This is a genomic window from Streptosporangium sp. NBC_01469, assembly GCF_036227305.1.
In the GTDB taxonomy this organism is placed as follows: domain Bacteria; phylum Actinomycetota; class Actinomycetes; order Streptosporangiales; family Streptosporangiaceae; genus Streptosporangium.
Genome location: NZ_CP109465.1, coordinates 2,054,591 through 2,080,665, shown reverse-complemented (window position 1 = coordinate 2,080,665; position 26,075 = coordinate 2,054,591). Strand labels below are relative to the sequence as shown.

Below are 26,075 nucleotides of genomic sequence, written 5' to 3'. Positions count from 1 at the left end.
GTACGGCCCGCGCCCGGCGTCACCGGGCGCGAGCCGTACCGGACGATCGGCGCGCGGGGTGGATAAGGTCCCTGTGTGCATGCCGAGATTCACGGTCACCGCGGCGCCCGCGGGCTCCGTCCCGAGAACACCCTGCCCGGTTTCGCCCACGCCCTGGAGCTGGGTGTCGACGCGCTCGAGCTCGACGTCGCGCTCACGGCCGACCGGCGGCTGGTGCTCACGCACGATCTCACCGTGTCACCGGTGACGAGCGCCGACGTCCGTCCCGCCTTCCGCGACGACCCGGTCTTCCCGTACGTGGGCCGGCCCGTCGGCGCGCTCACGCTGGCGCAGCTGCGCACGCTGGAGTGCGGGATACGGGTGCCGCGCCACCCCGGCGACCGTTTCGCCCCGACGCAGGTGCCGGTGCCGAACACCCGGATGCCGACCCTGGGCTCCGTGCTGGGGCTGATGGACGCGTACGGCGCCGACGGGGTGCGGGTGCACGTGGAGCTGAAGTCCGACCCGACCAGGCCCGACCTGAGCGCCGACCCCGCCGAGTTCACCGAGATGGTGGTCGCCGAGCTCGACCGGCACCGCAGGCTGGAGCGGGCGGCGATCCTCAGTTTCGACTGGCGCGTCCTGCGGATCGCCCGCTCTCTCACCCCCGCGACCCTGCGGTACGCCCTGATCGAGCGCGCCACCATGGACAGCGCCTGGCTCGACGGCCTCCACCTGGAGGACTTCGGCGGCGACGTCCCGGCCGCCGCCGCCGAGGCCGGGGGCACCACGCTCTCCCCCGAGCACGTGCTGGTCGACCAGGAGTTCGCCCGGCGGGCCGAGAAGGCCGACCTGCCGCTGGCCGTGTGGACCGTCAACGAGCCGGGACGGGCCGCGGAGCTGCTCGACCTCGGGGTGGCCGCGATCGTCACCGACTATCCCGACCGGATGATCGCCCTGTGGGCCGGGCGGGGCATGCCCGTCCCCCGGCCGATCACCCCCGCGCGTCCCCTGAGCGCCTGAGGGCTCGCATGAGGACGCGGGTCACAGTCATCCCCGTCGTACCCTGAGCGCCTGAGGGCCCGCGTGAGGACGCGGGTCACAGTCACCCCCGCGCGTCCCCTGAGCGCCTGAGGACCGGCCGGAGAGCCCGGGTCACATCCAGCCGTTGCGGCGGAAGCCCCGGTAGAGCAGCGTGCAGGCGATGACCATCACGCCGATCACCAGCGGGTAGCCGAAGACGGAGTCGAGCTCGGGCATGTGCTCGAAGTTCATGCCGTAGATGCCGGCGATCATCGTGGGGACGGCCATGATGGCGACCCACGAGGAGATCTTCCGCATGTCCTCGTTGGCGAGCGCGTTGGAGCGGGCGAGCGCCGCCTGCAGTATGGAGTTGCAGAGCTCGTTGGACGACTCGACCTGCTCGCAGACGCGGGCCAGGTGGTCGACGACGTCGCGGAAGTACTCGCGCATCTCGGAGGGGATCATCCGGCGCTGGGCCAGCGTGGACATCGGCGACTGGAGCGGCATGACGGACCGCTTCATCTCGATCATCTCGCGCTTGAGGTTGTAGATCCGGCCGATGTCTCGGGCGCTGACGTCGGCGAAGACCATGGCCTCGACGTCCTCCAGCTCGGCCTGCATGCGGTCGGCCACGCTGAGGTACCTGTCGACGACGTGGTCGGCGATCGCGTGCAGCACGCCGGTGGGCCCCCGGTTGAGAAGCTTGGGCTTGTCCTCGAGGCGCGCGCGCACCTCCGAGAGGGGGCAGTGCCTGCCGTGGCGCACGGTCACCACGAAGTCGGGGCCGACGAACACCATGAGCTCACCGGTACCGATGATCTCGCTGGTGGCGGTCAGCACGTCGTGGTCGATGTAGGCGACGGTCTTCAGGACCACGAACACCGAGTCGCCGTAGCGCTCGACCTTGGGCCGCTGGTGAGCCTTGACGGCGTCCTCGACGGCGAGCGGGTGGAGGGCGAAGACCTCCGCGAGCCACTCGACCTCGGGGGCGTCGGGCTCGTGCAGGCCGACCCAGACGAAGGCGTTGCCCCCGCCGGAACCCTTGCCGGAGCCCCCGTCGGAGGCCGCGCCGGAGGCCGCCTCGTGGGCCGCGTTGTGGGCGCGGACGAGCTCCAGGGCGTCGGGGATGCCCAGGGCGTCGATCTTCTTGCCGCCGACGTAGGCGGCGTACTCGACGAGCGAGTCGCTCGGCGGGACGCAGACGCCGGTCATCCGCTCACGGAGCGAGACGGCGGACGTGTGCGCGGCACGGATCGTACGGGTGTGCTTGATACGGGGAAAAAGAAGCGAGGAGCGCATGGCGAGCCTTTCCCGCCCAACCTGGCGGGATCCACACGCGATGCGATGTCACCCCCGGTGAAGGAGGTGATGCGTGTGGCGCCGGTCGGGCACCGAGATGGGGTGGTCGAGGGTGCGCACAGCAGGCGTGCGCGAGCACGTACTGCTGGGATCGCCAGAGGACATCCCGAACCACCTCCAATCAGCAAGAGACACGCAAAGCCACCCAAAAGTTAACACGATTGAGGGGATGCCTCTCAGTTTACTCCCAGGTTCAACTGTTGATCATGCGCAACCAGACAAAATTCACACGGCCTTTACGGCACCTTCCCCGCTCGCAGGCCTTCGGGGTTGTCCACAGCCTGTGGACAACCGTGCGGATCCGGGACGAGGACGGGCCTCCCGGGGGCGTGGGCGCGAGGTAAAGCATGGCGCAGGCAGGCTGGGGAAGCCGCTGGCCCCGGGCCGGGAAAGCCGCCGAGGCCGCGGGGCCCGGGAAGCCGTCCGGGACCGCGAGATCCGTGGGTGAGGGGCGCGAGCCCGAGGAAGACGCCGGACCCGGGCCGGGAAAGCCGCCCTGGGCCGTGGGACCCGGGAGGCGGGCACGGGGCCCGAGAGGGATGCCGGGAGGACGATAGGCTCTGACGAGTGCGCGTTCTTGTGATTGGATCCGGCGGGCGTGAGCATGCCCTGTGCCGGTCGCTGGCGGCGGACCCCCAGGTCACCGAGGTTCACTGTGCTCCCGGAAACGCGGGTGTCGCGCAGGTCGCGGCCCTGCACCCGGTGGTGCCCACCGACCCGGCCTCGGTCACCGAGCTGGCCCGGAGACTCGAGGCCGACCTGGTCGTGATCGGCCCCGAGGCGCCCCTGGTCGCCGGGGTCGCCGACGCCGTCAGGGAGGCGGGGATCCCGTGCTTCGGGCCCTCGCGGCAGGCGGCGCTGATCGAGGGCTCCAAGGCCTTCGCCAAGGACGTCATGGTCGCGGCGGGCGTTCCCACCGGGCGGTCGCACACCTGCGTCACGCCCGAGGAGGTCGCCGCCGCGCTCGACGAGTTCGGCACGCCGTACGTGGTCAAGGACGACGGCCTCGCCGCCGGCAAGGGCGTGGTGGTCACCGGCGACCGCGACGAGGCGCTCCGGCACGCCGCCGCCTGCGGGCGGGTCGTCATCGAGGAGTTCCTCGACGGCCCCGAGGTGTCGCTGTTCGCGCTCTGCGACGGCTCCACCGCCGTGCCGCTCCAGCCCGCCCAGGACCACAAGCGCGCCTACGACGACGACCAGGGTCCCAACACCGGCGGGATGGGCGCCTACACGCCGCTGCCGTGGGCGCCGGACGACCTCGCCGACCAGGTGATGGCCGAGACCGTCATGCCGACCGTGACCGAGCTGGCCAGGCGCGGCACGCCGTACACGGGGGTGCTGTACGTGGGGCTCGCCCTCACGTCCAAGGGCCCGAAGGTGATCGAGTTCAACGCGAGGTTCGGCGACCCGGAGACCCAGGTCGTGCTGGACCGGCTGGAGACGCCCCTCGCGGCCCTGCTGCTCGCCTGTGCGAACGGGACGCTCGACCGGTTCGGACCGCTCTCCTACCGCGACGGCGCCGCGGTGACCGTGGTGATCGCCGCGGAGAACTACCCCGCGGAGCCGGTGAGGGGTGACGTGATCGAGGGGCTGTCCGACCCGGTCGAGGACGCCTACGTGCTGCACTCGGGCACCGCCCTCGACGGCGACCGGATCGTCTCCAACGGGGGCCGGGTGCTCAGCGTGGTCGGTACGGGGCCCGACGTCCCCGCGGCGCGAGCGGCGGCCTACGAGGCCGTGGAGCGCATCCGGATGCGCGGCTCGCACCACCGCACCGACATCGCGGGCCGCGGCGCCTGAACCCCGGTTCCCCGGGAGGCGTAGCGCTTGATCGACATGTCGCGATAAGCCTGGGACAGTCACGTGCCCGTCCCAGGCCGCTCCCCCGGAGGAACGATGTCGCTTGACCCCGCGATGCCCCCCGAGCGGATCGGCGACACCGGCGTGCTGCGCTGGCCCGGCACCTGGCGGGTGTACGTGGCCACCCGGAGCGAGGAGATCAGGGCCGACGCCGAGCGGGCCCTGACGATGCGCGACGAGGCGGGCCGGCTGGTCTCGGTGGGCGAGGGCATCGGCACGCACCTGGCCCGCGCGGAGACGTACGCGCGCAGCAGGCACGGCGTGCGGCGCTGGCTGACCGGCCAGGCCATCGAGGGCGCCTGGTCCAACGTCAACAGCGCGACCGTGATGCTGTACGGCGTGCTGCCGACGGCGGAGCTGTGCGGGCGGGGCCCTGAGGTGGCGGCGATCGGCCGGGCCTACCTGCCCGGCGACGACCCCCGGCTGGTCCACCTCCAGGCCAGGCTGGCCGCGGGGGACCTGACGGAGAACGACAGGCCGCTGATGCAGTCGGTGCTGCGGGCGGCGTACACCGCGCAGGCGATGGAGACCGGGCGGGTCCGCAGCTTCCGCAACCTGCTGCTCGGCGGGGTGGTCATGCTGACCCTGATCGTGCTGGGCGTGGTGGTCATCGGCGCGATCTGGCCGAACGCCATCCCGATGTGCGGCAATCAGTCGGTGATCCCCACCCAGGGGCTGATGCCCGCCCAGATCTGCCCGACGGGCGGCCTGCGGCCCGGCCACGGCGACGTCCCCCTCGTGGCCCTGATCGGCATGCTGGGCGCGGCGCTGTCCACCGCGGCCTCGCTGTCGACCCGCTCGGAGCTGTCCACCCGTTACTCGCTGGCGGTCGTCCAGAACCTTCTCAAGGCGCCCGCGGGGGTGGCCACCTCGGTACTGGGGCTGCTGATCCTGAACTCGGGCTTCGTGCCCGGCTTCGCGGGGCTCGGCTCGCAGCCCGCGATCCTGGTCTGGGCGATGGCGTTCGGGTACGGCCAGCAGGTCGTCACCCGCTTCGTCGACCAGCGGGCCGACACCCTCCTGTCGGCCGCCTCACCGCTCACCACCGCGGGCGGCGCGAAGCACGGGTAACGCCCGTGGCGCCGCCTCCGTATCCCACGGCCGACCATGAGATGATCTTCCGCACGACCCGGTTGTGAGCGGTGCCGGGACACATGGCCGAGGGGGCGCGGAGACACCGGGGAACACAGGCCGGACGGGCCTCCGACGCCCGTCGCCGCCGGGGCCGATGATTACCGGCCCTCCGAGGGGTAGTTCCCCCCTGAAGTGGCCGGTTCAGGGGCATCTAACGGCTACTGTTGGCCGGATAAACCTCGGCTGCCGCCCCGCGCCACACGAATCACCCAAACCACTTCAAGGAGCATGACGCATGGTCCGTTACCGCGTGCGCGGTGGCAACCCACTTCGTGGAACCGCCTTCATCCAGGGTGCCAAGAACGCCGTGCTGCCCATGATCGGCGCGGCGCTGCTGGCGTCCAGAGGCCGTACGGTCCTGCGCAACGTCCCCATCATCGAGGACGTCCGCCGCGCGGTCGAGCTGGCCCAGACGGTCGGCGCCACGGTCGAGCTCCACGAGGCGGAACGCACGCTGGTGATCGACGCCTCGACGCTCAGCAGCCCGGTCCTGCCCGCCGAGATCGCCCGCCGCTTCCGCGGTTCGGTGCTGTTCGTGCCCGCCCTGCTGCACCGCCTCGGTGAGGCGATCATCGAGGGCGTGGGCGGCTGCAACCTGGGCAGCCGCAACCTCGACTTCCACTACCTGGGCTACAAGCGCCTGGGCGCGATCGTGGACGAGGGCGACTCGGTCATCCACGTCAAGTCGGCGGGTCTCACCGGCGCCACCCTGTACCTGGACACCCCCTCGCACACCGGCACCGAGAACCTGATCATGGCCGCCGCCCTCGGGCGCGGCACCACCGTGATCGAGAACGCGGCGCTGGAGCCCGAGGTCCTCGACGTGATCGAGATGCTGACCCGGATGGGCGCGAAGATCAGCGGCGGCGGCACGGGGTTCATCACCGTGGAGGGCGTGGAGGAGCTCCAGGCCGTCGAGCACACCGTGATGCCGGACCGCCTCGACGCGGGCGTGTTCGCCATGGCCGCCGCCGTCACCGGCGGCGAGGTCAACCTGGTCGGCGCCGACCTGGACCACCTCGGCGTGGTCCGCTACAAGCTGGAGCAGATGGGGGTGGAGTTCGCCGACCACGGCGCGGTGCTCCACGTGCGCAGGGACCGCCCGCTGCGCCCGATCAACGTGATCACCGACACCTACCCCGGCTTCGCCACGGACCTGCAGTCGCCGATCATGACGGTCGCGTGCCTCGCCGACGGCGCCAGTTACATTCATGAACGCATCTTCGACGGACGTTTCGCTCTGGCCTCAGAACTGAACAAGATGGGCGCCGATATTGAAGTGAAAGAGAACAGTGCCGTCGTTCGCGGCGCCACTCCGCTCACCGGGACAGAGGTGACCGCTCACGATCTGCGCTCGGGAATCGCGCTCGTGCTCGCGGGTCTGGCCGCCGAGGGGGAGACCGTGATCGGATCGGGATATCTCATCGACCGCGGGCACTCTTATCTGGCCGAGCGTATGCAGGCCCTGGGGGCCGACGTGCGGCGAGAGATTTCAGCTTCATAATCAGCGGGTTTGAGACGCTCAAAAACCGCTCTGACCTGTGTAAACGGTGCTAGTCATGGCTTTAACCCGGAAGTGGCTTCCGGAATTGGCCGCAAATCGGGCGTGACATTACGGCCCTCGCAAGCGATCGTTCCAAAAGAGAGCCGAAAACAAACGGACGGCATGATGGGACGAACATTGGTCGAGCGGGCCGAAGAAGCGCCACGAGTGTCACGCCCGGGTGCCATGACACCGGACCTCACTATCGGTGTGGTGGGCCCCCATGACCTCGTCGAACGGGTGATGTTGATGGGGCATGCGGCCGCCCCGTTACCCTGCCGCCTGGTGGCGGCGGCATACCGAGACGAGCAGGAGGCCGCCGACAAGGTCACCCGCCTGGGAGCCGGGGTGGACGCATGCCTGTTCGCCAGCCCGGTCCCCTACGATCTGGCCCGGCGATCGGGGGTGCTGACGATGCCCGCGACGTATGTCCAGCTCGGCGGCGCCGCACTGATCGCCGCGCTGGCGAGGGCCGCGCTGGACGAGCGGATAGACCCGCGCAGGGTCAGCATCGACGTCCTGGGCAGAGCAGAGGTCGAGGAGGCGTACAACGATCTGAGCCTTCCCTCAGGGGATGTGCAGAGCCGCGACGAACCGGGCGCCACCGGTACGATCGCGGCCTTCCATGAACGCCTCGCCCGCCAGGGCAGCACGAGCGGGGCGCTCACCTGCCTGCCCGCGGTCGCCGATCGCCTTCAGACGGCGGGGGTGCCCGTGGTCAGGATCCGCCCCACCTCCGCCGCGGTGCGCACGGCGCTGCACACCGCGGCCCTGCTGGGCGCGCACCACAGGCTGGAGGAGTCGCAGCTCACCGTGGTCCTGGTGGAGGTGCCCACGCTGCGCGAGCCGGTTCGCCGGGCCGCGCCACGCTACTGGCGCGACGAGCTCCGGCTGTCCCTGCACCGGTTACTGGTGCAGGAGGCGAACCGGATCAACGCGTCGGTCACCGCGGTCGACGACCACAGCTACATGGTCACCGCGACCCGCGGCTCGGTGGCCGCGGCCACCGAGGGCTTCCGGGTCCTGCCGTTCGCCGCGCGGGTCCGCGACGAGCTGGGCCTGGCGGTCGAGGTGGGCGTCGGCATGGGCCGTACCACCCACGACGCCGAGTCGCACGCCAGGGCCGCGCTGGCGCGCACACAGGCGGGCAAGCAGGCCCAGGGCTTCGCGGTCGACCGTGAGGGCAGGGCGCTGATCCCGGCCCCCAGGATGCCCCCTCAGGGCGCCGGACCGCTGAAGCCGAAGGGTGTGGAGGTTCTGGCCCGGCTGGCGGCCAAACTGGAGGGTGGGGACACGGTGGTGGACGCGGAGGGCGCGGGCAAGATGCTCGGCGTCACCCCGCGTACGGCACGGCGGTTGCTGCGCACGCTGGTAGACGAGGGACTCGCGTGGCCGCTTCCGCCGAACCGGACGCCGCAGCCGGGGCGTCCCCGGCAGTTGTACCGGCTGATCGTGGAGAAGCTCGGCGCCCGCTGAGCCCTCCGCCGACCTGGAGGCTTCCGCCGCACCCGGGCGGCGGAACCTCCCAGGTCACGGCACGCCGATCCCGGCGTGGCGTGACCTGGCGGCGCCCGGCGCGCCCGTCGCGGCGTGTTCACCGCGGCCTGTTCACCACGGCCCGTTCCTCCGGGCGTGTTCACTGCGGTTTGTTCATTCCGGCCTGTTTGTTTTGGCCTGTTCACGGCATCCTGTTCATTCCGGCCCGGTCATTACGGCCCGCCCGTCCCGATACGGCGAGGCCCCCCGGCCGCGATCCCCACGGCGCGATCCGCCGGGGGCGGTGTCACGGAGCACCCTCCCGGGTCACACTCCGCCTCGCCGCGTCTCAAGGGCCGAAACCCGCGAGCGTAATGTCGGTTTCGGCCGCTATTGTCATGAGCTATGCGCCAAGACAGTCCTGACAGCCGCAAGGCGCTCCTCATCTGGGGGGCGCTGGCGATCGTGTACGTGGTGTGGGGTTCCACGTACCTGGCGATCATGATCACGATCGAGACGATCCCGCCGCTGCTCAGCGGGGCTGTCCGCTTCGTCACGGCCGCGCTCGTCCTGGGTGTCGCGGTGTGGCTGCTGAAGGGCCGGAGCGCCTTCCGGATGACCTGGAGGGAGGCGGGCGGGGCGGCCCTGGTCGGCCTGCTGCTGCTGAACGGCGGCAACGGCATGGTCGCCGTGGCCGAGCAGCACATCTCCAGCGGCGTAGCGGCGCTGCTGGTGGCCTCGACACCGCTCTGGCTGGTCGTCTTCAGGATCCTGTTCAGGGACCGGCCGCAGGTGCTGACGCTCGTGGGGGTGCTCATCGGGTTCGGCGGCGTGGCGGTGCTGTCGCTGAGCGGCGGGAGCGACGTGGCCGACGGCTCCGGAATCGTGATCATCCTGCTGGCGTCGCTGTCGTGGGCGGCCGGCTCGTTCCTGGCGTCCCGCATCCCGATGCCCGCGAACCCCTTCTCCGCGAGCACTGTGGAGATGGCGGCGGGCGGCGTCGGACTCGCCCTGACCGCCGCCGTGATGGGCGAGCGCCTCGACGTCGCCGCGGTCTCCACGCGGTCGTGGACCGCGCTGGTCTACCTGATCATGATCGGGTCGCTGATCGGCTTCACCGCGTACGCGTGGCTGCTCGGCAACGCCCCGATCTCGCTGGTGTCCACCTACGCCTACGTCAATCCGGTCGTGGCGGTCGTGCTGGGCGCCCTCGTGCTGAGCGAGCCGATCACCGGCTCGATGGTCGCGGCCGGCGTGGTGATCGTCATCGGTGTGGCCCTGGTGGTCTCCACGGAACGGCGCAGGAGGCCGGAGCCCGTACCGGAGCCGGAACCCGCGCCCGCGTAGGCCGCGGGCACCCGGCGCGGAGGCGATCCGGCGCGGAAGCGGTCCGGCGCGGAAGCGGTCCGGCGCGGAAGCGGTCCGGCGCGGAAGCGGTCCGGCGCGGGGTCCAGCACGGGATTCGCCGGTCGATGGGTGGTCCAGCGGGAACGGGTCCGGCGTCGGTGCGAGCCCGGCGCGAAGGCGATCCCACGCGGAAGCGGTCCGGCGTCGGTGCGAGCCCGGCGGGCGACGCCCCGGGCTCCCGCCGCAAGCCCCCGGAGGAGATCGCGGGTCGCGGCGGGGCGGCCGGGTCAGGCGCTCCCGAAGGCCGCCGCGGCGGCCAGGAAGGTGTCGTTGGCCTCGGGGTCGCCGACGGAGACCCGGGCGCCCTCCCCGGCGAAGGGCCGCACCGCGACGCCCTCGGTCGCGCACGACGCGGCGAATTCGAGCGTGCGCTCGCCCAGCCGCAGCCAGACGAAGTTGGCCTCGCTCACCGGCACCTCCCAGCCCTGGCCGATCAGCGCCTCGCGGATCCGGTCGCGCTCCTTGACCACGGCGTCGACCCGCTCCATCAGCTCGTCCTCGGCGGCGAGCGAGGCGAGCGCGGCGGCCTGGGCGAGGTGGTTGACCGCGAACGGCACGGTCGTCTTGCGGACGGCGGACGCCACCGGCTCGTTGGCGATCATGTAGCCCACCCGGAGCCCGGCCAGGCCGTACGCCTTGGAGAAGGTGCGCAGCACGGCCACGTTCGGCCGGTCGCCGTAGACGGTGAGTCCGTCGGTGACCCCGGCGTCCCTGACGTACTCGCGGTAGGCCTCGTCGAGCACGACGAGCACGTTCTCCGGCACCCGGTCGAGGAAGGCCGCCAGCTCGGCCGCGTGGACGACCGTGCCGGTGGGGTTGTTCGGGTTGCAGACGAAGATCATCCGGGTGTGCGGGGTGATCGCGTCGGCCATGGCCTCCAGGTGGTGCGTCTCGCCCAGGAGCGGGACCCGCACCGAGGTCGCCCCGGCCAGGTCGGCCAGGAGCGGGTACGCCTCGAAGGACCGCCACGCGTAGATCACCTCGGCGCCCGGCTCGCTCACGGTCTCGAAGAGCTGCTGGGCCACCGTCACCGAGCCCGCGCCGAGCGCGATGTGCTCGGCCGGAACGCCGTATCTCCCGGCGATCGCCTCGGTCAGCTCCGTGGCCGCCGGATCGGGATAGCGGTGCATCTGGGTCGCGGCCCTGGCGACCGCCTCGACGACCGAGGGCAGCGGCTCGTAGGGGGATTCGTTCGAGGAGAGCTTGTAGGACCGGCCGTCGGCGGACACCACGGCCTTGCCCGCCCGGTAGGCGGGCATCGTGTCCAGGATCGCGCGGAAACGAGGCATGGTCTTACTTTATGAGCAGCGGGCGGGTAGGGCATCCTGTAACACTGGAGGTGAGAGGCATGCCCGACCGGGAGGACGACATGAGCATCGCACCGCTGGCCGAGAGGCCGAGCGCTGAGGCGCCGAGCGCCGAGGCGGACGAGACGGGGTCGCCCGAGCTGGAGCCGCTGCCCAGTTGGGTGTTTCCCCCCGAAGAGGGCTTCTCGGCCGAGGATCTCGACCGACTTCGAGGGATCCCTCCGCACACGGAACTCGTCGATGGCACTCTCATCTTCGTGAGCCCCCAGACCAACTTCCACATGTCGACGCTCTTTCTCCTGGAGAGCGAGCTGCGTCGGGCCGTTCCGGCCGACCTGCGCGTTCGCAGGGAGATGACGATGACGCTCGGAAAGCGGCAACGTCCCGAGCCGGACCTCTTGGTGGTCCACGCCGAAGCCGTGAAAGATCTGAAGCAGACCACCTACCAACCGGCCGACGTCGTCCTCGCCGTCGAGGTCGTCTCCGCCGAGTCGGAGATCCGCGACCGGGAGCGCAAGCCGGTCCTGTACGCCCAGGCGGGCATCGACCACTTCTGGCGGATCGAGGAGAAGGACGGCCGCCCGGTCGTCTACGTCTACGAGCTGGACCCGGCCACCAAGGCGTACGCGCTCATGGGGATCCACCACGACCGACTGAAGATCAATGTGCCGTTCGACGTGGACGTCGACCTGACGGAGATCGACGACCTCTGAGACGACCTCCGATCGGCGACGGCCCCCATGGCTCACAACAGCGGGGGCCCGGCTACTCCTTGAGGGAGCGGAGCATCGGGGGGTGCAGCGCCACGGCGGGGCCTCGGCGGTAGAGCTTGGCGGGGCGTCCGCCGTCGCGGGTGGTGGTGCCGCCGGTGGGCACCAGGAAGCCCTCGGCCTTGGTGACCTTGCGGTGGAAGTTTCGCGGGTCGAGGACGCGCCCCCAGACGATCTCGTAGACCCGGCGCAGCTCGGCGACGGTGAACTCCGGCGGGCAGAAGGCCGCGCCCAGCGGGGTGTACTCAAGCTTGGCGCGGGCCCGCTCGATCCCGTCGACCATGATGCGCCGGTGGTCGAAGGCCATCTCGCACAGCAGCGCGGAGACCGGCTGCCAGCTCATGTGCACCTCGGTGGACGTCGGCAGGTGCGGGGCGAGGCCGAGGTAGGCCACGCTCAGCACGCGCTGGCGCGGATCGCGGTCGGGGTAGCCGTAGGTCTGGAGCTGCTCCAGGTGCACGGGGGCGCCCGGCAGGCCGGCCCGTTCCGCGAGGACACGGGCCGCGGCCGCGGGCAGGTCCTCGTCGAGCTGGATGAAACCGCCTGACAGGGCCCAGCGTCCCTCGTACGGCGGATTGTCGCGCCGCCAGACGAGCGCGCTCAGCACCTGGCGGCGCACCGTGAGGACGACAAGGTCCACGCTGACGGGAATGCGCGGCACCATGGCAGGCACGTTACACCGGTCAGACCCGCACGCGGACGTGCAGCGTCTCGGTGGCGGCGCGTCCGTCGGCCGCCGCGACCGAGACCTTGACCCAGGTGTCCTCGGGCACCTGGGTCCAGTCGAACGGGATCCACGCCGTTCCCATCCGCACCGGCAGGTCCGGCGGCGGTTCCGTCAGGTTCACCCCGGCCACGTCGACGACGCGGGGCTCCTCCTGGCCCTCCCAGGTGATCGTCACCTTGGAGCCCATCGGGATGTTGTAGCCGCGGATCTCCATGCCGTCCTGGATGTCGCGCTGCATGCGGATCGCGTCGGCCGCGATGGGCCGGTTGTAGTCGCGGGCGATCTCCTCGGCGAGGGACGGGGAGCCGCAGGTGTAGAAGTCGCTCCACATGTAGGAGACGATTTTGGAGACGTAGCGCCCGACCTGCGCCACGGCCGTGTCGAGCCGCTCCTTGTCGGTGCGCCCCCGCTTGGAACCGGCGGCGCAGGGCTCGTCGCCGGACGGCTCGAAGGCCTCGACGTTGGCCCAGAGCTGCACGTTGAAGCCCTGCTCGACCATCCTGGTCCTGGCGAGGGACATCTCGCGGTAGTAGTCGCGGGTCGAGCCGTGGTACGCGTCGCCGTTGGTCTTCTCCTCGACGGCCGGGCGCAGCCGCTCGTCGATCTCGTCCTCGCGCTGGTCGGCCCAGAACAGCCCGACCTTGCCCGTGCCCCGGCTGTCCTGCGGGGCGATGATCCCGACGCCGGTCCTGGCGAGGGCCTCGAAGCCCTTGGCGACCTGCTTGGGGGTGGCGCTGAACGGCCGCTGCTTGCGGGCGTCGAGGTAGGGGCTGACGAGGACGGGCCTGCCGGGCATCTCCTGCTCGACGATCTCGTGCTGCGAGGCGTAGACCCTGAGCGTCGGGTGGTCGTCGTCGGAGTCGCCGAGATACTCCATCTCGCGCATCTGCAGCTCGAACGGCTGGTAGAAACCGCCCAGCGAGGTCCGGTCCTGGAAGCGCGCCCCGTAGTCCTGCATGATCCGCCGGGTGAGCGTGGCGAGCGTGTCCGTGCCCTGCTTGGCGGCCCGGGTCTTCTGCGCCGGGTCGCGGGGGGCCAGCGGCAGCGCGGGGTAGACCTTCACCCCGAACCGGTCGCCGAGGTCGAGCAGCTCGGTGAGACTGTCCTCGTGCGCGGCCGCGACCAGGATCACGTGGTAGCCGCGGCCCTTGGTCCGGATGTTCGAGCAGCTCGGGTCGTCGGTACCGTCGTCGGGGGCGACGATCCGGTAGAAGACGGTCTTCTCCGTGACGATCTTCCGCTCGAACTCGGGGCAGCGGAACAGGCCGGGGCCGAACGCCTCGTCGGTCCGGTAGACGAACGTCCAGCTCACCCGGTTGCCGGGGTTGGCGGCCTTGAGGTCGTTCTCCGCCGCCAGCGCGCACGGGACCCCGTCCTCCTCGCACGGCTCGTAGCGGGCGTCGACGTTCCCCTCGCCGTCGAGGACCCGGCCGCCGTCGTCGAGGTTGCGAGCTTGCAGGCCCCAGCCGATCCGGATCACCGTGTCGCCGCCCACCTCGTGGATGGCGCCGAACTGCCGCCGCCAGGTGCAGTGGTCGGCGGTCGGGATGAGCCAGTAGCCGGTGATCGCGTACGGCCAGCGCATCGTCGTGTCGAACGTTCCACACGGGTCGGTGAACTCGGCCACCTCCGGCACCGGCACCGAGGGGGTGGCGGAGGGCGAGGGCGATGCCGCGAGCGACGAGCTGCCCGCCGTCGGGGAGCCGTTCCCGGCGGGCGTGGTCATCACGAACGCCGCCACACCCGCGAGGATCGCCACGCCCAGGAAAGCGATGAGCCAGCGCACGTTCAGGACACTACCGTTCTTGTGATCAGGCAGACATAAGGAGCCGGGCGGACACCGCGAGCCTCCCCGTACCGGAGATCAGCTCTTGACGCCCGCCCACGCCTCCAGCTGGGCGACGAAACGGCGGGCCGAGTTGGGCCAGTGGTGGTTCGCACGAGCCGCCGCATACCCTCGGGCGCCCCGGGCATACCGCTCCCTGGCGTCGTCTCGCAGGAAGAGCACGGCCTGGGCCACGGCCTTGGGGTCCTGCCAGGGCACGACCATGCCGCTGTCGTAGCGCTCGACCAGCTCCACCGCCCGGGGCGAGGGAGTGGTGATCACCGGGATGCCGTGCGCCATGTACTCCACGATCTTCGTGGGCATTGAGTGCCGGTAGTTGGGCTCGTCGTGCAGCAGGGAGAGTCCGGCCAGCGCGCCGTCGAGCCGCTTGAGCGCCTCGTCGTTCGGCATGAAGTCGCGCCATTCCAGCACGCCCTCCGCCACCGCCTCGTTCAGCGTCGGCCGCGACTGCGGGTCGGCGTAGCCGATCAGCTCGACCGCCACCCGGTACGGCTGGAGCAGCCGGGCCACCTCGATGGCCTCGCGCACCCCGCGCGCTCCCGACAGCCAGCCGAGGTAGACGACACGGTCGTCGCCCGGCGGGGTCACCTCGTCGGGCACCCAGGTCTCGTTGGGCACCACCAGGTGGGCCTGGCGGAACCTTCCCGCGTAGGCGGTCTCGGCCAGCAGCAAGTGCAGGTGCCGCTCGGCCGTGCCTTCGAGCAGGCGGGCCAGGAACCGTACCGGCGGGCGCAGGAACGCGGGCAGCCAGGGCTTCAGCGACAGCGTCGCCGGGGTGTCCTCGTGGACGTCCCAGACCACCGGGGGCCGCTTGCGCACCCCCACCACCGCGAGTAGCAGCTCCGGGTCGTGGATGACCACGAGGTCGACCTGCCCGCGCATGCGCTTGAACACCTTGCGCGCGGCGCGCACCGCGGCGAACCGCTTGCGCTCCGCGGCGCGGGGGAGGTCGACGCCGTTCACCCAGGAGCGGGCCATCACGCCCCGCGCCGTGTACGGGGCCGCATACGTGACCTCATGACCGGCGTCCACGAGCGCGCGGATCTGCCGGTGCAGGATCCGGGCGTCCTCGGGGTGATGCACCACCGTCATGACGAGCACGTGCACTGCGCGCAGCCCTCCGTCGCTAGAGCCGCTCGACGCGTTCACCCTCGGCGAGCACGCCTCGGGTGTCGAGCACGAGCTTGCCTTGGTCCTCGACAATCGACAGGTCGAAGGCGGCGTGCTGCTGCAGCAACAGCGTCACGTCGGCTTCGGCCACGCCCTTGGCGAGGTCTTCCTCACGTGGCACGTCGACGTCGTCGACCCGCCACTCCTTGACGTACGGGTCCGCGAAGACGAGTTCCGCGCCCAGCTCCAGCAGCGCCCGCGCGACCGGCAGGGCCGGGGTCTCGCGCTCGTCGGCGATGTCGGGCTTGTACGTGACACCGAGCAGCAGCACCCTGGAGCCGTTGACGGGCTTCTTCTGCCGGTTGAGCAGACGCTGCACGCGGGCCACCACGTACGACGGCATCCGCTCGTTGATCTCCTGGGCCAGCTCGACGAAGCGGAACGGGTAGCCCAGCTTGCGCACCGTGTAGGAGAGGTAGGACGGGTCGACGGGGATGCAGTGCCCGCCGACGCCGGGTCCGGGGAGGAACTTCTGGAACCCGAACGGCTTGGTGGCCGCGGCCTCGATCGACTCCCAGAGGTCGACACCGAGCTCGTCGCAGAAGATCGCCATCTCGTTGACGAGGGCGATGTTGACGTGGCGGTAGGTGTTCTCCAGGAGCTTGGCCATCTCGGCCTCGCGGGTGCCGCTGACCGGCACGACCTGCTCGATGAACTGGGAGTAGAACCCGACCGCGCGGTCCTTGCAGGCCGGGGTGTAACCGCCGACGACCTTCGGGGTGTTGCGCAGGCCGTACTTGGGGTTGCCCGGGTCGATGCGCTCGGGCGAGAAGGCGAGGTGGAAGTCGGTGCCCGCGGTGAGACCCGAGCCCTTCTCCAGGATGGGGCGGGCGACCTCGTCGGTGGTGCCGGGCCAGGTGGTGGACTCCAGGACCACCAGCGTGCCGGCGCGCAGGTTGCGGGCGACGGTGCCGGTGGCGCCCTCGACCGCCGACAGGTCGGGGCGGTGGTCCTCGTCCAGCGGGGTCGGCACGCAGATGACGACGGTCCGGCTGTCCGCCAGGACCGATTCGTCCAGCGTGGCGGTGAAGCCCCCCGCCAGCATGTGCTCAAGGTCGGCGTCGGTCAGGTCGTCGATGTAGGAGGTGCCCGCGTTGAGGGACTCGACCTTCGCCGCGTCGACCTCGAAGCCGACGACCCGCAGACCAGCCGCCGTGGCCTCCTTGGCCAGGGGCATGCCGACGTAGCCCAGACCGATGATGGCCAGGTCGTAGGCAGTCACTGGATGACCTTGGAACGCCGGAAACAACACTTCATGGTCGCAAAGGCTATCTCAAGTCCGAACGAGCTACGCCTAATGCGATTGAACGCATCACAAACGGCTGGGATCCCCGTTACCAACACGAGACCATCAACCAGCAATCGATCGGTAAATATCACGGTACGTCTCCGCGACGCGGCTCCACGTACGCTTCGCCGCCACCTCTGCCCGTCCGGCCTCACCCATCTCGGCTCTTCGCCCCGGATCGTCACGCAGCCCCGCGATCGCCTTGGCCAGCGCCTCCGGGTCCCCCGCGGGCACCAGAAGCCCGGCCCCGTCGGAGCCCACGAGCTCGGAGAGGGCCGGCAGGTCGCTCAGCACGACCGGCTTGCCGAGAGCCATCGCCTCGACGGGTTTCAATGGCGTAACGAGTCGGCAGACGCGCAGGTCCTCGCGGGGGCAGACGAAGATGTCGATGGCCGCCTGCGCCTGCAGGGCCTCATCGGGACCGACCCGTCCCGGCAGGATCGCGATGTCGCCCAGCCCGAGCTCCTCGACCTGCTCCAGCAGCGCCGCCCGCTCCACGCCGTCGCCGACGAGCAGCACCCTGACCGGCGCGCCCTCGTCCCGCAGGAGCGCGGCCGCGTTGATCATGGTGGCGAAGCCCTCGTAGGCCACGATGCTCGACACCGAGCCCATCACGATCTCGCCGGGCTCGATGCCGTACGCGGCGCGGAACGCCGCACCGTCGTACTCGGCGCTGAGCAGCGAGTCGTCCACCGCGTTCGGCGCGAGATAGATTTTCTCCCTCGGCACCCCGCGTTCGACGATCTCGGTGGCCATGGTCTCCGCGAGGGTGACCACGGCGTCGGCGGAGCGCATGATGAACGCCTCGCGGTCGCGCTGGAGCACGTGCCGCTGGCTGCCGATGCGCTTGGGGTCGCGGGAGGCCCAGGTCTCCTCCAGGAAGCCCCGCACCTCGTAGACCATCGGCGTGCCGGTACGCTCGCGCACCGCCAGCGCCACCGACCCGTTGCGGTGGTCGGTCGCGGCGTGCAGCACCTGCGGGCGCAGGGTCCTGACCAGCTCGGTCACCTCTCCGGCACCGCGGATCATCCGCCCCTGCGTCTCGAAGGGCACCTCGCCGCTCGGGATCAGCCGGTGGTAGGGGATCCCGTCGATCTCCTCGTACGGCGTCGCGTCGGCGTGACCCTGCATCATCGGCCAGCCCCAGCTGGTCACGACGTGCGGATCGAGCCCGGCGGCCTTCTGCGAGGTGACGATGCGGTGCGTGCGGACGGTGTACCCGGCCTGCGTGTACGGCAGCGCGTTGGTCACGCAGTGCAGCACCCGGCCCTGGAACCGCTCACCCACGATCACCTTGGCCTTGGGCGGGATCGGGTTCGGCTGGATCGCGGCCAGCTCTCCGGCGTAGTAGGCGGCCCGGCGCTTGATGAAGGGATAGCGCGTGTGGGCCTGCAGCACCGCGGCGGCCTCGCTCATCCGGCCGGAGTCGAAGTGCTCCTTCGCCTCGCTCCACGGGCCCTTCACCAGGCGCATGCCGAGCTTGCGTACGACGATCTTGGCGCGGCGCGCGACGGGCCAGGCGAACCGGCCCACGACGGGGCGGACACTCGGCGGGAGCGTCTCGGCCGCCGCCTGCGCCACGCGTACCGGGTCGGACTTCACCTTGGTCGCCACGACCCGGGAAACGATCACCGGGTGCTGGACGAACCCTCTGATGAGCCCGCGCAGTCCCGCCCTGGCCGACTTCGCCGACACAGGGGAGCCCGGGGACGCCGGGGTGACCGGGGAGCCCGGAGACGCCGGGGAGCCCGGAGAGGCCGGGAGCGACGCGGGGACCTTCTCCTCGTCCTCGTCGGAGGGCCTCGCCGTGACGGTGGGCATGTCGGAGACCGGGACCGCGTCCGGGGCCGGAGGCGTCTCCGCGACCGGTTCCGCGGCGCCGTCCACTTCCGCGGCGCCGTCCGGTTCCGCGGCGCCGTCCGGTTCCGCGGCACTGTTCGCGACGGGGTCCGTGTCGCGGTTCGCGGTGGGATCCGGGGTCGCGTCCGCGGGCGGGGGTGTCTCCGCGCTCGGCGGGGGTGGCGGCTCCGTGGGCGTGTCCACGGCGGGTGCCGCCACGACCGGAGTCGTCTCCCCGGCGGCAGGGGCTTCCGGCTCCGAGGGTGTCTCCGGCGCGGAGGGTTTCCTCTCGGAACCCTCGGGCCCCGGGGTCGTCACCGCCTCCGGGGTCGTCACCGGCTCCGTCTCGGCGGAGAGCCCGGAGAGCGCGGCGGGCGCGGCGGCCGGAGGCGTCACCGCGGCCGAGGTCTCGGCGGATGTCTCGGCGGGGGTCTCAACGGCTGGAAGCGTCACCGAAGGAGATGGTGTCGCCGGCACCGAGGGCGTCGCCGGACCCGGGGGCTTCGCCGGAACCTTCGCTGGAACCGAGGGGGAGTCTGGCCTGTTGGCATCGGATACCACGCCGTGACCGTACCATAGGCAACGTTTGCCCCACTGCCGCATGAAAGGCGAGGTCAATGAGGGACTTTGCCCGTCCGGGCGCTGCTCAGGGCCCCGAGAATCCCCTCGTCCTGCACGTGCTCGGCGCGCGCCCCAACTTCGTGAAGGCCGCGCCGGTGGTGCGCGCCCTCACCGAGCTCGGGGTGCGGCAGGGCATCGTCCACACCGGTCAGCACTACGACGCGCTCATGTCGGACGTGTTCTTCGCCGACCTCGGTCTCCCCGAGCCGATCGCCAACCTCGGCGTCGGTTCCGGCTCGCACGCCCGCCAGACGGCGGCCCTGCTGGTCGGTCTGGAGGACGTGGTGCTCGAACACCGTCCCACCCTGGTCGTCGTCTACGGCGACGTGAACTCGACGCTCGCCGCGATCCTCGTCTGCGCCAAGCTCAACGTGCCGACCGCGCACGTGGAGGCGGGCCTGCGCTCCTTCGACCGGGAGATGCCCGAGGAGGTCAACCGGATCGTCACCGACGGCCTGTCCGACATCCTCTTCGCCACCTCGCCGGACGCGCTCTCCCACCTGGCCGCCGAGGGCGTCGACCCGGCGCGGGTGCACCTCGTCGGCAACCCGATGATCGACAGCCTGTTCTCCGCGCTCGACCACCTCGACCCCGCCCCGGTCCGCTCCCGGCTCGGCCTTCCCGGGCGGTACGCGGTGGCCACCCTGCACCGTCCCGGCAACGTCGACGACCCGGCCTCCGCCAAGGAGCTGGTCGAGGCCGTGCTGTCGGTGAGCGAGCGTCTCCCGGTCGTGGTGCCGCTGCACCCGCGCGGCCGGACCCGCCTGGCGGAGGCGGGGCTGGTGAACGGGGAGAACCTGCTCATCGTCGACCCGTTGGGCTACGTGGACTTCCTGTCGCTGGTGCGGGGCGCGACGCTGGTCGTCACCGACTCCGGCGGCGTGCAGGAGGAGACGACCATGCTGGGCGTCCCCTGCCTCACGGTGCGGCCCAACACCGAGCGGCCGATCACCATCACGCACGGCACCAACCGGCTCGTCACCCCCGCGCAGCTGCCCGCCGCCGCCGACCGGGCGCTGGCGGAGGGCGCGGCGACGCCGTCGGGCGAGCTGCCCCCGCTCTGGGACGGCAAGGCCGGTCCCCGAATCGCCCGGGTGATCGAGAGCTGGCTGCGCGGCGGCAACCTCTCACCGGCCGGTCAATCCGTACCGCCCAAATCCCTTTAAAACGACTATTTCGGTACGGCTATGGTCGTACGCTGGCACGACCCCTGACAAAGGCGATTCCCCATGAGCGATGAGACCCCAGAAGAGCCGAAGTTCCAGCGTCTCGGGCCGATCAACTGGCTGCCCGAGGAGCGCAAGGTCGTCGAGCGCCTCGAGGAACGCGTTCACGATCTGGAACGGCGGCTCGCCATCGCCGAGGCGCGGGCCGACTACGCGCAGTGGAAGCTGGAGTCCACCAAGGTGCAGCGCCCCTACCGGGTGGCCGAGGCACTGACGGCGGCCAAGGGGCCGGGGGTCACCGCGCTGCCGGGCAGGCTGCGCTCCGCGATGCAGGCCCGCAAGGGGCCCAAGCCGCCCCGCCCGGTGGCCGAGGTCGTCGCGGAGCTCGACCAGCAGGGGCCCGTGGTCGACGTGCCGCAGGTCAAGTGGCCTGCCGGTCCGATCGTCCGCCCCGACATGAAGGTCGCGGTCATCCTGGACGACTTCTCCCGGATGGCGTTCAAGTACGAGTGGGACCAGATCGAGTTCGGGCTCCGCGACTGGCCGGACATCTTCGCCGAACGCCGTCCGGAGCTGCTGTTCGTGGAGTCGGCCTGGCACGGCAACCAGGGCCGCTGGCGCTACCAGATGACCGGCACGAAGGCTCCCAAGCCGGAGCTGCTCGCCCTGATCGACTGGTGCCGCGCCGAGGGGATCCCCACGGTCTTCTGGAACAAGGAGGACCCGCCGAACTTCGACTTCTTCATCGACACGGCCAAGCTGTTCGACTACGTCTTCACCTGCGACGGCGACATGGTCCCCCGCTACCGCGAGGTGCTGGGCCACGACCGGGTCGACGTGCTGCAGTTCGCCGCGCAGCCCCGGGTGCACAACCCCATCCAGGAGAAGCGCGGGCGCGTGAACGACGTGGTCTTCGCGGGCATGTACTTCCGGGACAAGCACCCCGAGCGCCGCGAGCAGATGGAAACCGTCATCGCCCCGATCCGCGAGCTCGGGCTGCACATCTTCGCCCGCAACGGCACCGTGGACCCGAAGTACGCCTGGCCGAAGGAGTACGTCCCGCACATCGTGGGCGAACTCCCGTACGACCAGATGCTGGCCGCGTACAAGATGTACAAGGTCTTCCTCAACGTGAACTCGGTGCTCGACTCGCCGACCATGTGCGCCCGCCGCGTCTTCGAGCTGTCGGCCTGCTCGACGTCGATGGTCTCCGGCTGGTCCCGCGCCATCGAGGAGACCTTCGGGTCGCTGATCCCGATCGCCCGCGACGAGCTGGAGTCGTACAACCAGGTCCTGCACCTGATCAACAGTCCCGAGCTACGCGCCCGGCAGGGACACCTGGCCATGCGCGAGGTCTTCGACAAGCACCTGTTCTCACACCGCGTGGACCAGATCCTGGGGATCCTCGGCAAGCCGGTGCAGCAGCGGACCCGGTCGATCTCCGTGGTCCTGCCCACCAACCGCGCCGCCCAGATCGAGCACGCGATCTCCTCGGTGGCCCGGCAGATCCACCGGCCCGTCCAGCTCGTCATGGTCCTGCACGGCCTCGACATCGACCCCGTCGTCGTCGCCGACAAGGCCCGGATGGCCGGGATCACCGACGTGGTGGTCCTGCCCGCCGACGAGTCGCTGTCGCTGGGCGCCTGCCTCAACATGGGCATCGCCGCCGCCGAGGGCGAGCTGATCGCCAAGATGGACGACGACAACCTGTACGGCGAGCACTACCTGTCGGACCTGGCCCGCGCCTTCGACTACTCCGACGCCGAGCTGGTCGGCAAGGGCGCCCACTACGCCTACTTCGAGGGCGGCAACACCACCATGCTGCGCCTGCCCGGCCTGGAGCACCGCTACGCCTTCCTCGTCCAGGGCGGCACCTTCCTCGGCAAGGCCGACATGTTCCGCCACTACGGCTTCGAGGACGTCACCCGCGGCGAGGACACCCGCCTGGTCCGCCGCCTCAAGGAAGACCGCGTCAAGATCTACTCCGCCGACCGTTTCAACTTCGTCTACTGGCGCAGCGGCGACAAGACCATGCACACCTGGCAGGCCGACGACATCAAGCTCACCCGCAACGCCCAGTTCTCCTTCGCCGGGCACCCGGAAGCGCACGTCATGATCTGATTCGTTTTCGCTTTCGCTGTGGCGGATTTGGCACGGAGCGGTTCCCGATGGCCGGGGGTTCCTTCCCTGGTCGTGGACACGGCGTCCGCCGGGTGGGTATCGGCGTTCGTCGGCTTCCCGGCCGGTCAGGTGCGTTCACTGCTCCGGTGGGTGGCTGTTCGTCGGGTGCTTGGCCGGTGGAGCCGGCGTGTGATGTGGGTTCGCGCTCCGATGGGTGGCTGTTCGTCGGCTTCCTGGCCGGTGGGTGCCGGTAGGGCCGGGTGGGTGGCTGTTCGTCGGCTTCCTGGCCGGTGGGTGGGTGCTGAGGGCCGGGTGGGTTCGCGCTCCGGTGGGTGGGTGCTCCGGGCGGCCGTCGTTGGTGGTCGTCCGGTGTGTCAGGCCTCCGGCCTGGCGGGCGCGCTGGTTACGGATTTTTATAAGCCGCCCGGAACACCCACCCACCTCCGCACACGCCCCGCCTCGCCGTACGCCGTGCGGACCGTAGTCGCTTTGCGACGGACCGTCCATCGGGCCCTTTGACGCTGAAGCGATCCGTACGGGGCCGTTGGCGGCCGAGCGCCGTAGCTGAAGCGCCCGTGCGGAAGGGAGCGCAGGGGCGCTCACCGTAGTTCGCGGCAGGGGGTGCGTGTGATCGTTCCGGGATCCCCATCCGGTGTCCACGACCTCCACCGGGGGGGCGGGCCGCGCCCCCGTCGCTGTGAAGTCGGCCGCGTCTTTGTCGGCTCGGGTTGCTATAGATGACGCTGTCACCCCCCCGACGATCAAGGGATGTACCGATGGCGTTGCCCACCCACCACTTCAGCGGCCCGATCCACTCGATGGGGTCCGTCGTCGGATTCGTGGCCCGGGTGGGAGGCTGACGTGGCGATCCTGGACGAGCTGCCCCCGGCTCAGCGGGCCTGGCTCGACTGCCTGGACGAGGCGACGTTCGACGTCTTCGAGCGGCTGGACGCGGTCTTCGACCCGGCGGAGCACGCGCCGTGGGACGTGAAGCTCGCCGACACTCCGATGGGGAGGCTCGCGAAGGAGTTCGGCGGTGCCGAGTGGCACGCCCTGGGGCTGTGGGGCCAGCTCCGCCTGCACATCAGCCTGGGCAAGGGCGATTATCACCGGGCGTTGACCAGTGTCTTCACCCCGGTGCTCCGGCGCGATCCCCGATGGACCCCGGCGGATATCGAGCTGCTGTGGCGCGTAGCCGTCACCCCGCTGGCCGGAGACAGGCAGATAGCGGACCTCTACCGGCTGCCCCTCGCCGCGACCAGACGGCTGCCGGTCGCCGGACGCGAGCCATACGTGACGTTCTTACGGCAGGTCAAGGACCATCTGGCCGAGTTGCCATGGGTGGCGACCGACTCGGTCAAACGCGTCATCGACAACCTGCTGGCCGACCACGCGGGCGATCCCGCGGTCGCCGCCCGCGACCTCATCAACGAGCTGGACCCCTTCGCCGTGCTCCTGCGTGAGGAATATGCCGCCCGGTTCGGCGCTCCCGAGGTGCTGCCGCTGCTGCGCCACTGGACCACGGCCACGAACCCCCGGCCCAACGCCGCCTGGCTCGACCAGGCCACGGCGCTGCTCACGCCCGACGCGGTCACTTTGGTCAGGGACGCGCTGAGCCGCATCCCCGGTTACCGCGAGCGCGTCGAGCCGCATCCCTACCGGACCGTCGTCACCTACTTCCACGAGCACACCGCGGTCCTGGTGCGCGGCATGGTGTGGACGTGCGAGCTGGTCGACGAGCCGTGGGTGACGGGGCTGCTCGGCGACGTGGCCGTCGCGACCGGCACCGGCGTCGGCGGCTCGGGCCCCAACTCGCGCAACGAGCGGACGACCAACGCCGCCCTCGGCGTACTGGCTCGGCGCGGTGGCCTGGACGCGGTCACCCAGCTCGCCCGGGTGCAGGCCAAGGTCCGCAGGAAGAGCATCCTCGCGCTCGCGGCCAGGACCCTGGACGGGGTGGCCGAGCAGACCGGCCTGTCGCCCGAGCAGCTCCTGGACCGGACCGTCCCGTTCTTCGGGCTCGAACCCGACGGCACCCGCACCGAGCACGGCCTGCGACTGTCCGCCGACGGCGTGATCGCCTTCGTCGACGACGGCGGCAAGGTCCGCAAGACGATCCCCAAGACCGTGCGCTCCGCCCACGGCGAGTTGCTGGCCGAACTCAAGGCCACCGCCAAGGAGCTGAGGAAGACGCTCCCCGCCGAGCGTTTCCGGGTCGAACGCGCCCTGGCCACCGAGCGGATCTGGCACTGGCGCGACATATGCGCCTACTACCTCGACCACCCGGTGACCGGCAGGTACGGCAGGGCGCTGATCTGGGAGATCTCACAGGACTTCGCCGGTCTCCCCGTCCGGACCGCCGACGGCTGGGAGCTGACGGACCCGCGAGGACGGAGCGTCCGGCCCCTCCCGGACACCCCGGTGAAGCTGTGGCACCCCATCTCCGCCACCGTGGACGAGGTACGCGCCTGGCGCGACCACGTCCTCACGATCGGCCTGCGGCAGCCGTTCAAGCAGGCGTTCCGTGAGGTCTACCTGCTCACCCCCGCCGAGGAGGGCACCGGCGACCACTCGCGGCGCTTCGCCGACCACTTCCTCAGGTACGGCCAGGCCAAGGCGCTGCTCACCGAACGCGGCTGGACCGGTCTGTCGCTGGGCCACTGGTGGGCGGAGGGTGGATACGACCGGGCCGAGGCCGTCAAGGAGCTCCCGGGGCTGACCGCCCATTGGGACTTCCACCTGGACGAGGCGTCGGGCGAGCGCGACGGGTACGGCACCGCCTCGGTCTGCGTCAGCGGGGACATCCATTTCACCGACGAACACGGGCACCGGGTCTCGCTGGCAGAGGTGCCGCCGCGAGTGCTGTCAGAGGCGCTGCGCGACGCCGACCTGGCCGTCGGCGTCACCTCCACCGGCCTCGCCCCCGATGGCCATGACGACTACTGGCACTCCTACAACGTCGGCGACCTCACCGAAACCGCTCAGGTCCGCCGCGACGCCCTGACCAGGCTGATACCCCGTTTGGCCATCGCCGACCGACTCGAACTCACCGACCGTTTTCTCCGTGTCCGGGGCGACCTTCGCACCTACAGGATCCACCTCGGCTCCGGCAACATCCTGATGGAGCCCAACGACGCCTACCTGTGTGTCGTTCCCGGCGGTGCCGTCGACCGCGTCTTCCTCCCGTTCGAGGAAGACGGCGGCATGCTGTCGGTCATCCTTTCCAAGGCGTTCCTGCTGGCCTCGGACACCACCATCACCGACCCGTCCATCACCCACCAGCTCCGCTGACCCGCCCATGAGTTGAGCCTGGCCCTGTCCAGGATCGCGACGGTTCGTCGACGACCGTTCGGGGGACACGGTCGCGTCCCCCACCACCGGAACCAGCCTTCACGCCAGGCGGGCCGCCCGATCACCACCCCGTAGGCGCGGCCGGTAG

At 70.8% G+C, this 26,075-nt stretch carries 17 protein-coding genes; 10 read left to right on the top strand and 7 right to left on the bottom strand.

The genetic code is table 11. The annotated features are described in order from the left end of the window. Nucleotides 1-75: 75 nt before the first annotated feature. The gene (locus tag OG587_RS09395) at nucleotides 76-1,002 is read left to right on the top strand and encodes a glycerophosphodiester phosphodiesterase family protein (protein WP_329088779.1); all 927 of its coding nucleotides are present in this window, start codon (nucleotides 76-78) and stop codon (nucleotides 1,000-1,002) included. A 132-nt stretch (nucleotides 1,003-1,134) separates the two neighbouring features. Here the strand turns inward: OG587_RS09395 and corA are convergent, their stop codons facing one another. Next, nucleotides 1,135-2,301 carry a magnesium/cobalt transporter CorA gene (gene corA / locus OG587_RS09390; protein ID WP_329088777.1) on the bottom strand — a complete coding sequence of 389 codons (1,167 nt, stop codon included), beginning with the start codon at nucleotides 2,299-2,301 and terminating at the stop codon, nucleotides 1,135-1,137. Between the two features lie 627 nt (nucleotides 2,302-2,928). On the opposite strand from corA, the gene purD reads away from it, so the two are divergent. The 5 genes from purD to OG587_RS09365 all read left to right on the top strand — a co-directional run bounded on the left by purD (nucleotide 2,929) and on the right by OG587_RS09365 (nucleotide 9,721). Continuing rightward, nucleotides 2,929-4,161 (top strand): phosphoribosylamine--glycine ligase, encoded by a 1,233-nt coding sequence (purD, locus tag OG587_RS09385; protein ID WP_329088774.1) that lies wholly within the window; start codon nucleotides 2,929-2,931, stop codon nucleotides 4,159-4,161. Between the two features lie 96 nt (nucleotides 4,162-4,257). Next, entirely contained in the window at nucleotides 4,258-5,292 is a 1,035-nt protein-coding gene (locus tag OG587_RS09380) for a hypothetical protein (protein WP_329088771.1), read from the top strand. Nucleotides 5,293-5,590: 298 nt separating this feature from the next. After that, nucleotides 5,591-6,859, top strand: a complete 1,269-nt coding sequence (gene murA, locus OG587_RS09375) for a UDP-N-acetylglucosamine 1-carboxyvinyltransferase (protein WP_329088769.1) — start codon at nucleotides 5,591-5,593, stop codon at nucleotides 6,857-6,859. Nucleotides 6,860-7,084: 225 nt separating this feature from the next. Beyond that, nucleotides 7,085-8,374, top strand: a complete 1,290-nt coding sequence (locus tag OG587_RS09370; protein ID WP_329093793.1) for a GTP cyclohydrolase IIa — start codon at nucleotides 7,085-7,087, stop codon at nucleotides 8,372-8,374. A 405-nt stretch (nucleotides 8,375-8,779) separates the two neighbouring features. Continuing rightward, nucleotides 8,780-9,721, top strand: a complete 942-nt coding sequence (locus tag OG587_RS09365; protein ID WP_329088767.1) for an EamA family transporter — start codon at nucleotides 8,780-8,782, stop codon at nucleotides 9,719-9,721. 287 nt (nucleotides 9,722-10,008) lie between these two features. On the opposite strand, the gene hisC is transcribed toward OG587_RS09365, so the two are convergent. Next, nucleotides 10,009-11,070: a histidinol-phosphate transaminase gene (hisC, locus tag OG587_RS09360; protein ID WP_329088766.1), complete on the bottom strand. Its 1,062-nt coding sequence runs from the start codon at nucleotides 11,068-11,070 to the stop codon at nucleotides 10,009-10,011. Nucleotides 11,071-11,129: 59 nt separating this feature from the next. Here hisC and OG587_RS09355 point away from each other — a divergent pair, with 59 nt between their 5' ends. Then, nucleotides 11,130-11,801 carry a Uma2 family endonuclease gene (locus OG587_RS09355; RefSeq protein ID WP_329088765.1) on the top strand — a complete coding sequence of 224 codons (672 nt, stop codon included), beginning with the start codon at nucleotides 11,130-11,132 and terminating at the stop codon, nucleotides 11,799-11,801. 52 nt (nucleotides 11,802-11,853) lie between these two features. Here the strand turns inward: OG587_RS09355 and OG587_RS09350 are convergent, their stop codons facing one another. The 5 genes from OG587_RS09350 to OG587_RS09330 all read right to left on the bottom strand — a co-directional run bounded on the left by OG587_RS09350 (nucleotide 11,854) and on the right by OG587_RS09330 (nucleotide 19,181). Beyond that, the gene (locus OG587_RS09350; RefSeq protein WP_329088763.1) at nucleotides 11,854-12,522 is read right to left on the bottom strand and encodes an NUDIX hydrolase; all 669 of its coding nucleotides are present in this window, start codon (nucleotides 12,520-12,522) and stop codon (nucleotides 11,854-11,856) included. 19 nt (nucleotides 12,523-12,541) lie between these two features. Continuing rightward, complete coding sequence (locus tag OG587_RS09345; RefSeq protein ID WP_329088761.1) at nucleotides 12,542-14,371, bottom strand: DUF4434 domain-containing protein; 1,830 nt, start codon at nucleotides 14,369-14,371, stop codon at nucleotides 12,542-12,544. Between the two features lie 78 nt (nucleotides 14,372-14,449). Continuing rightward, complete coding sequence (locus tag OG587_RS09340; RefSeq protein ID WP_329088759.1) at nucleotides 14,450-15,538, bottom strand: glycosyltransferase; 1,089 nt, start codon at nucleotides 15,536-15,538, stop codon at nucleotides 14,450-14,452. 19 nt (nucleotides 15,539-15,557) lie between these two features. After that, the gene (locus OG587_RS09335) at nucleotides 15,558-16,823 is read right to left on the bottom strand and encodes a nucleotide sugar dehydrogenase (RefSeq protein ID WP_329088757.1); all 1,266 of its coding nucleotides are present in this window, start codon (nucleotides 16,821-16,823) and stop codon (nucleotides 15,558-15,560) included. Nucleotides 16,824-16,952: 129 nt separating this feature from the next. Continuing rightward, a complete protein-coding gene (locus OG587_RS09330) occupies nucleotides 16,953-19,181 on the bottom strand; it encodes a glycosyltransferase (protein ID WP_329088755.1) in 2,229 nt (742 codons plus the stop codon). 164 nt (nucleotides 19,182-19,345) lie between these two features. On the opposite strand from OG587_RS09330, the gene wecB reads away from it, so the two are divergent. From wecB to OG587_RS09315, 3 genes are all read left to right on the top strand, one after another. After that, the gene (wecB, locus tag OG587_RS09325) at nucleotides 19,346-20,515 is read left to right on the top strand and encodes a non-hydrolyzing UDP-N-acetylglucosamine 2-epimerase (RefSeq protein ID WP_329088753.1); all 1,170 of its coding nucleotides are present in this window, start codon (nucleotides 19,346-19,348) and stop codon (nucleotides 20,513-20,515) included. Between the two features lie 63 nt (nucleotides 20,516-20,578). Next, complete coding sequence (locus OG587_RS09320; protein ID WP_329088751.1) at nucleotides 20,579-22,636, top strand: glycosyltransferase family protein; 2,058 nt, start codon at nucleotides 20,579-20,581, stop codon at nucleotides 22,634-22,636. An 861-nt stretch (nucleotides 22,637-23,497) separates the two neighbouring features. Continuing rightward, nucleotides 23,498-25,927: a DUF4132 domain-containing protein gene (locus tag OG587_RS09315; protein ID WP_329088749.1), complete on the top strand. Its 2,430-nt coding sequence runs from the start codon at nucleotides 23,498-23,500 to the stop codon at nucleotides 25,925-25,927. The last annotated feature ends 148 nt before the right edge of the window (nucleotides 25,928-26,075 follow it).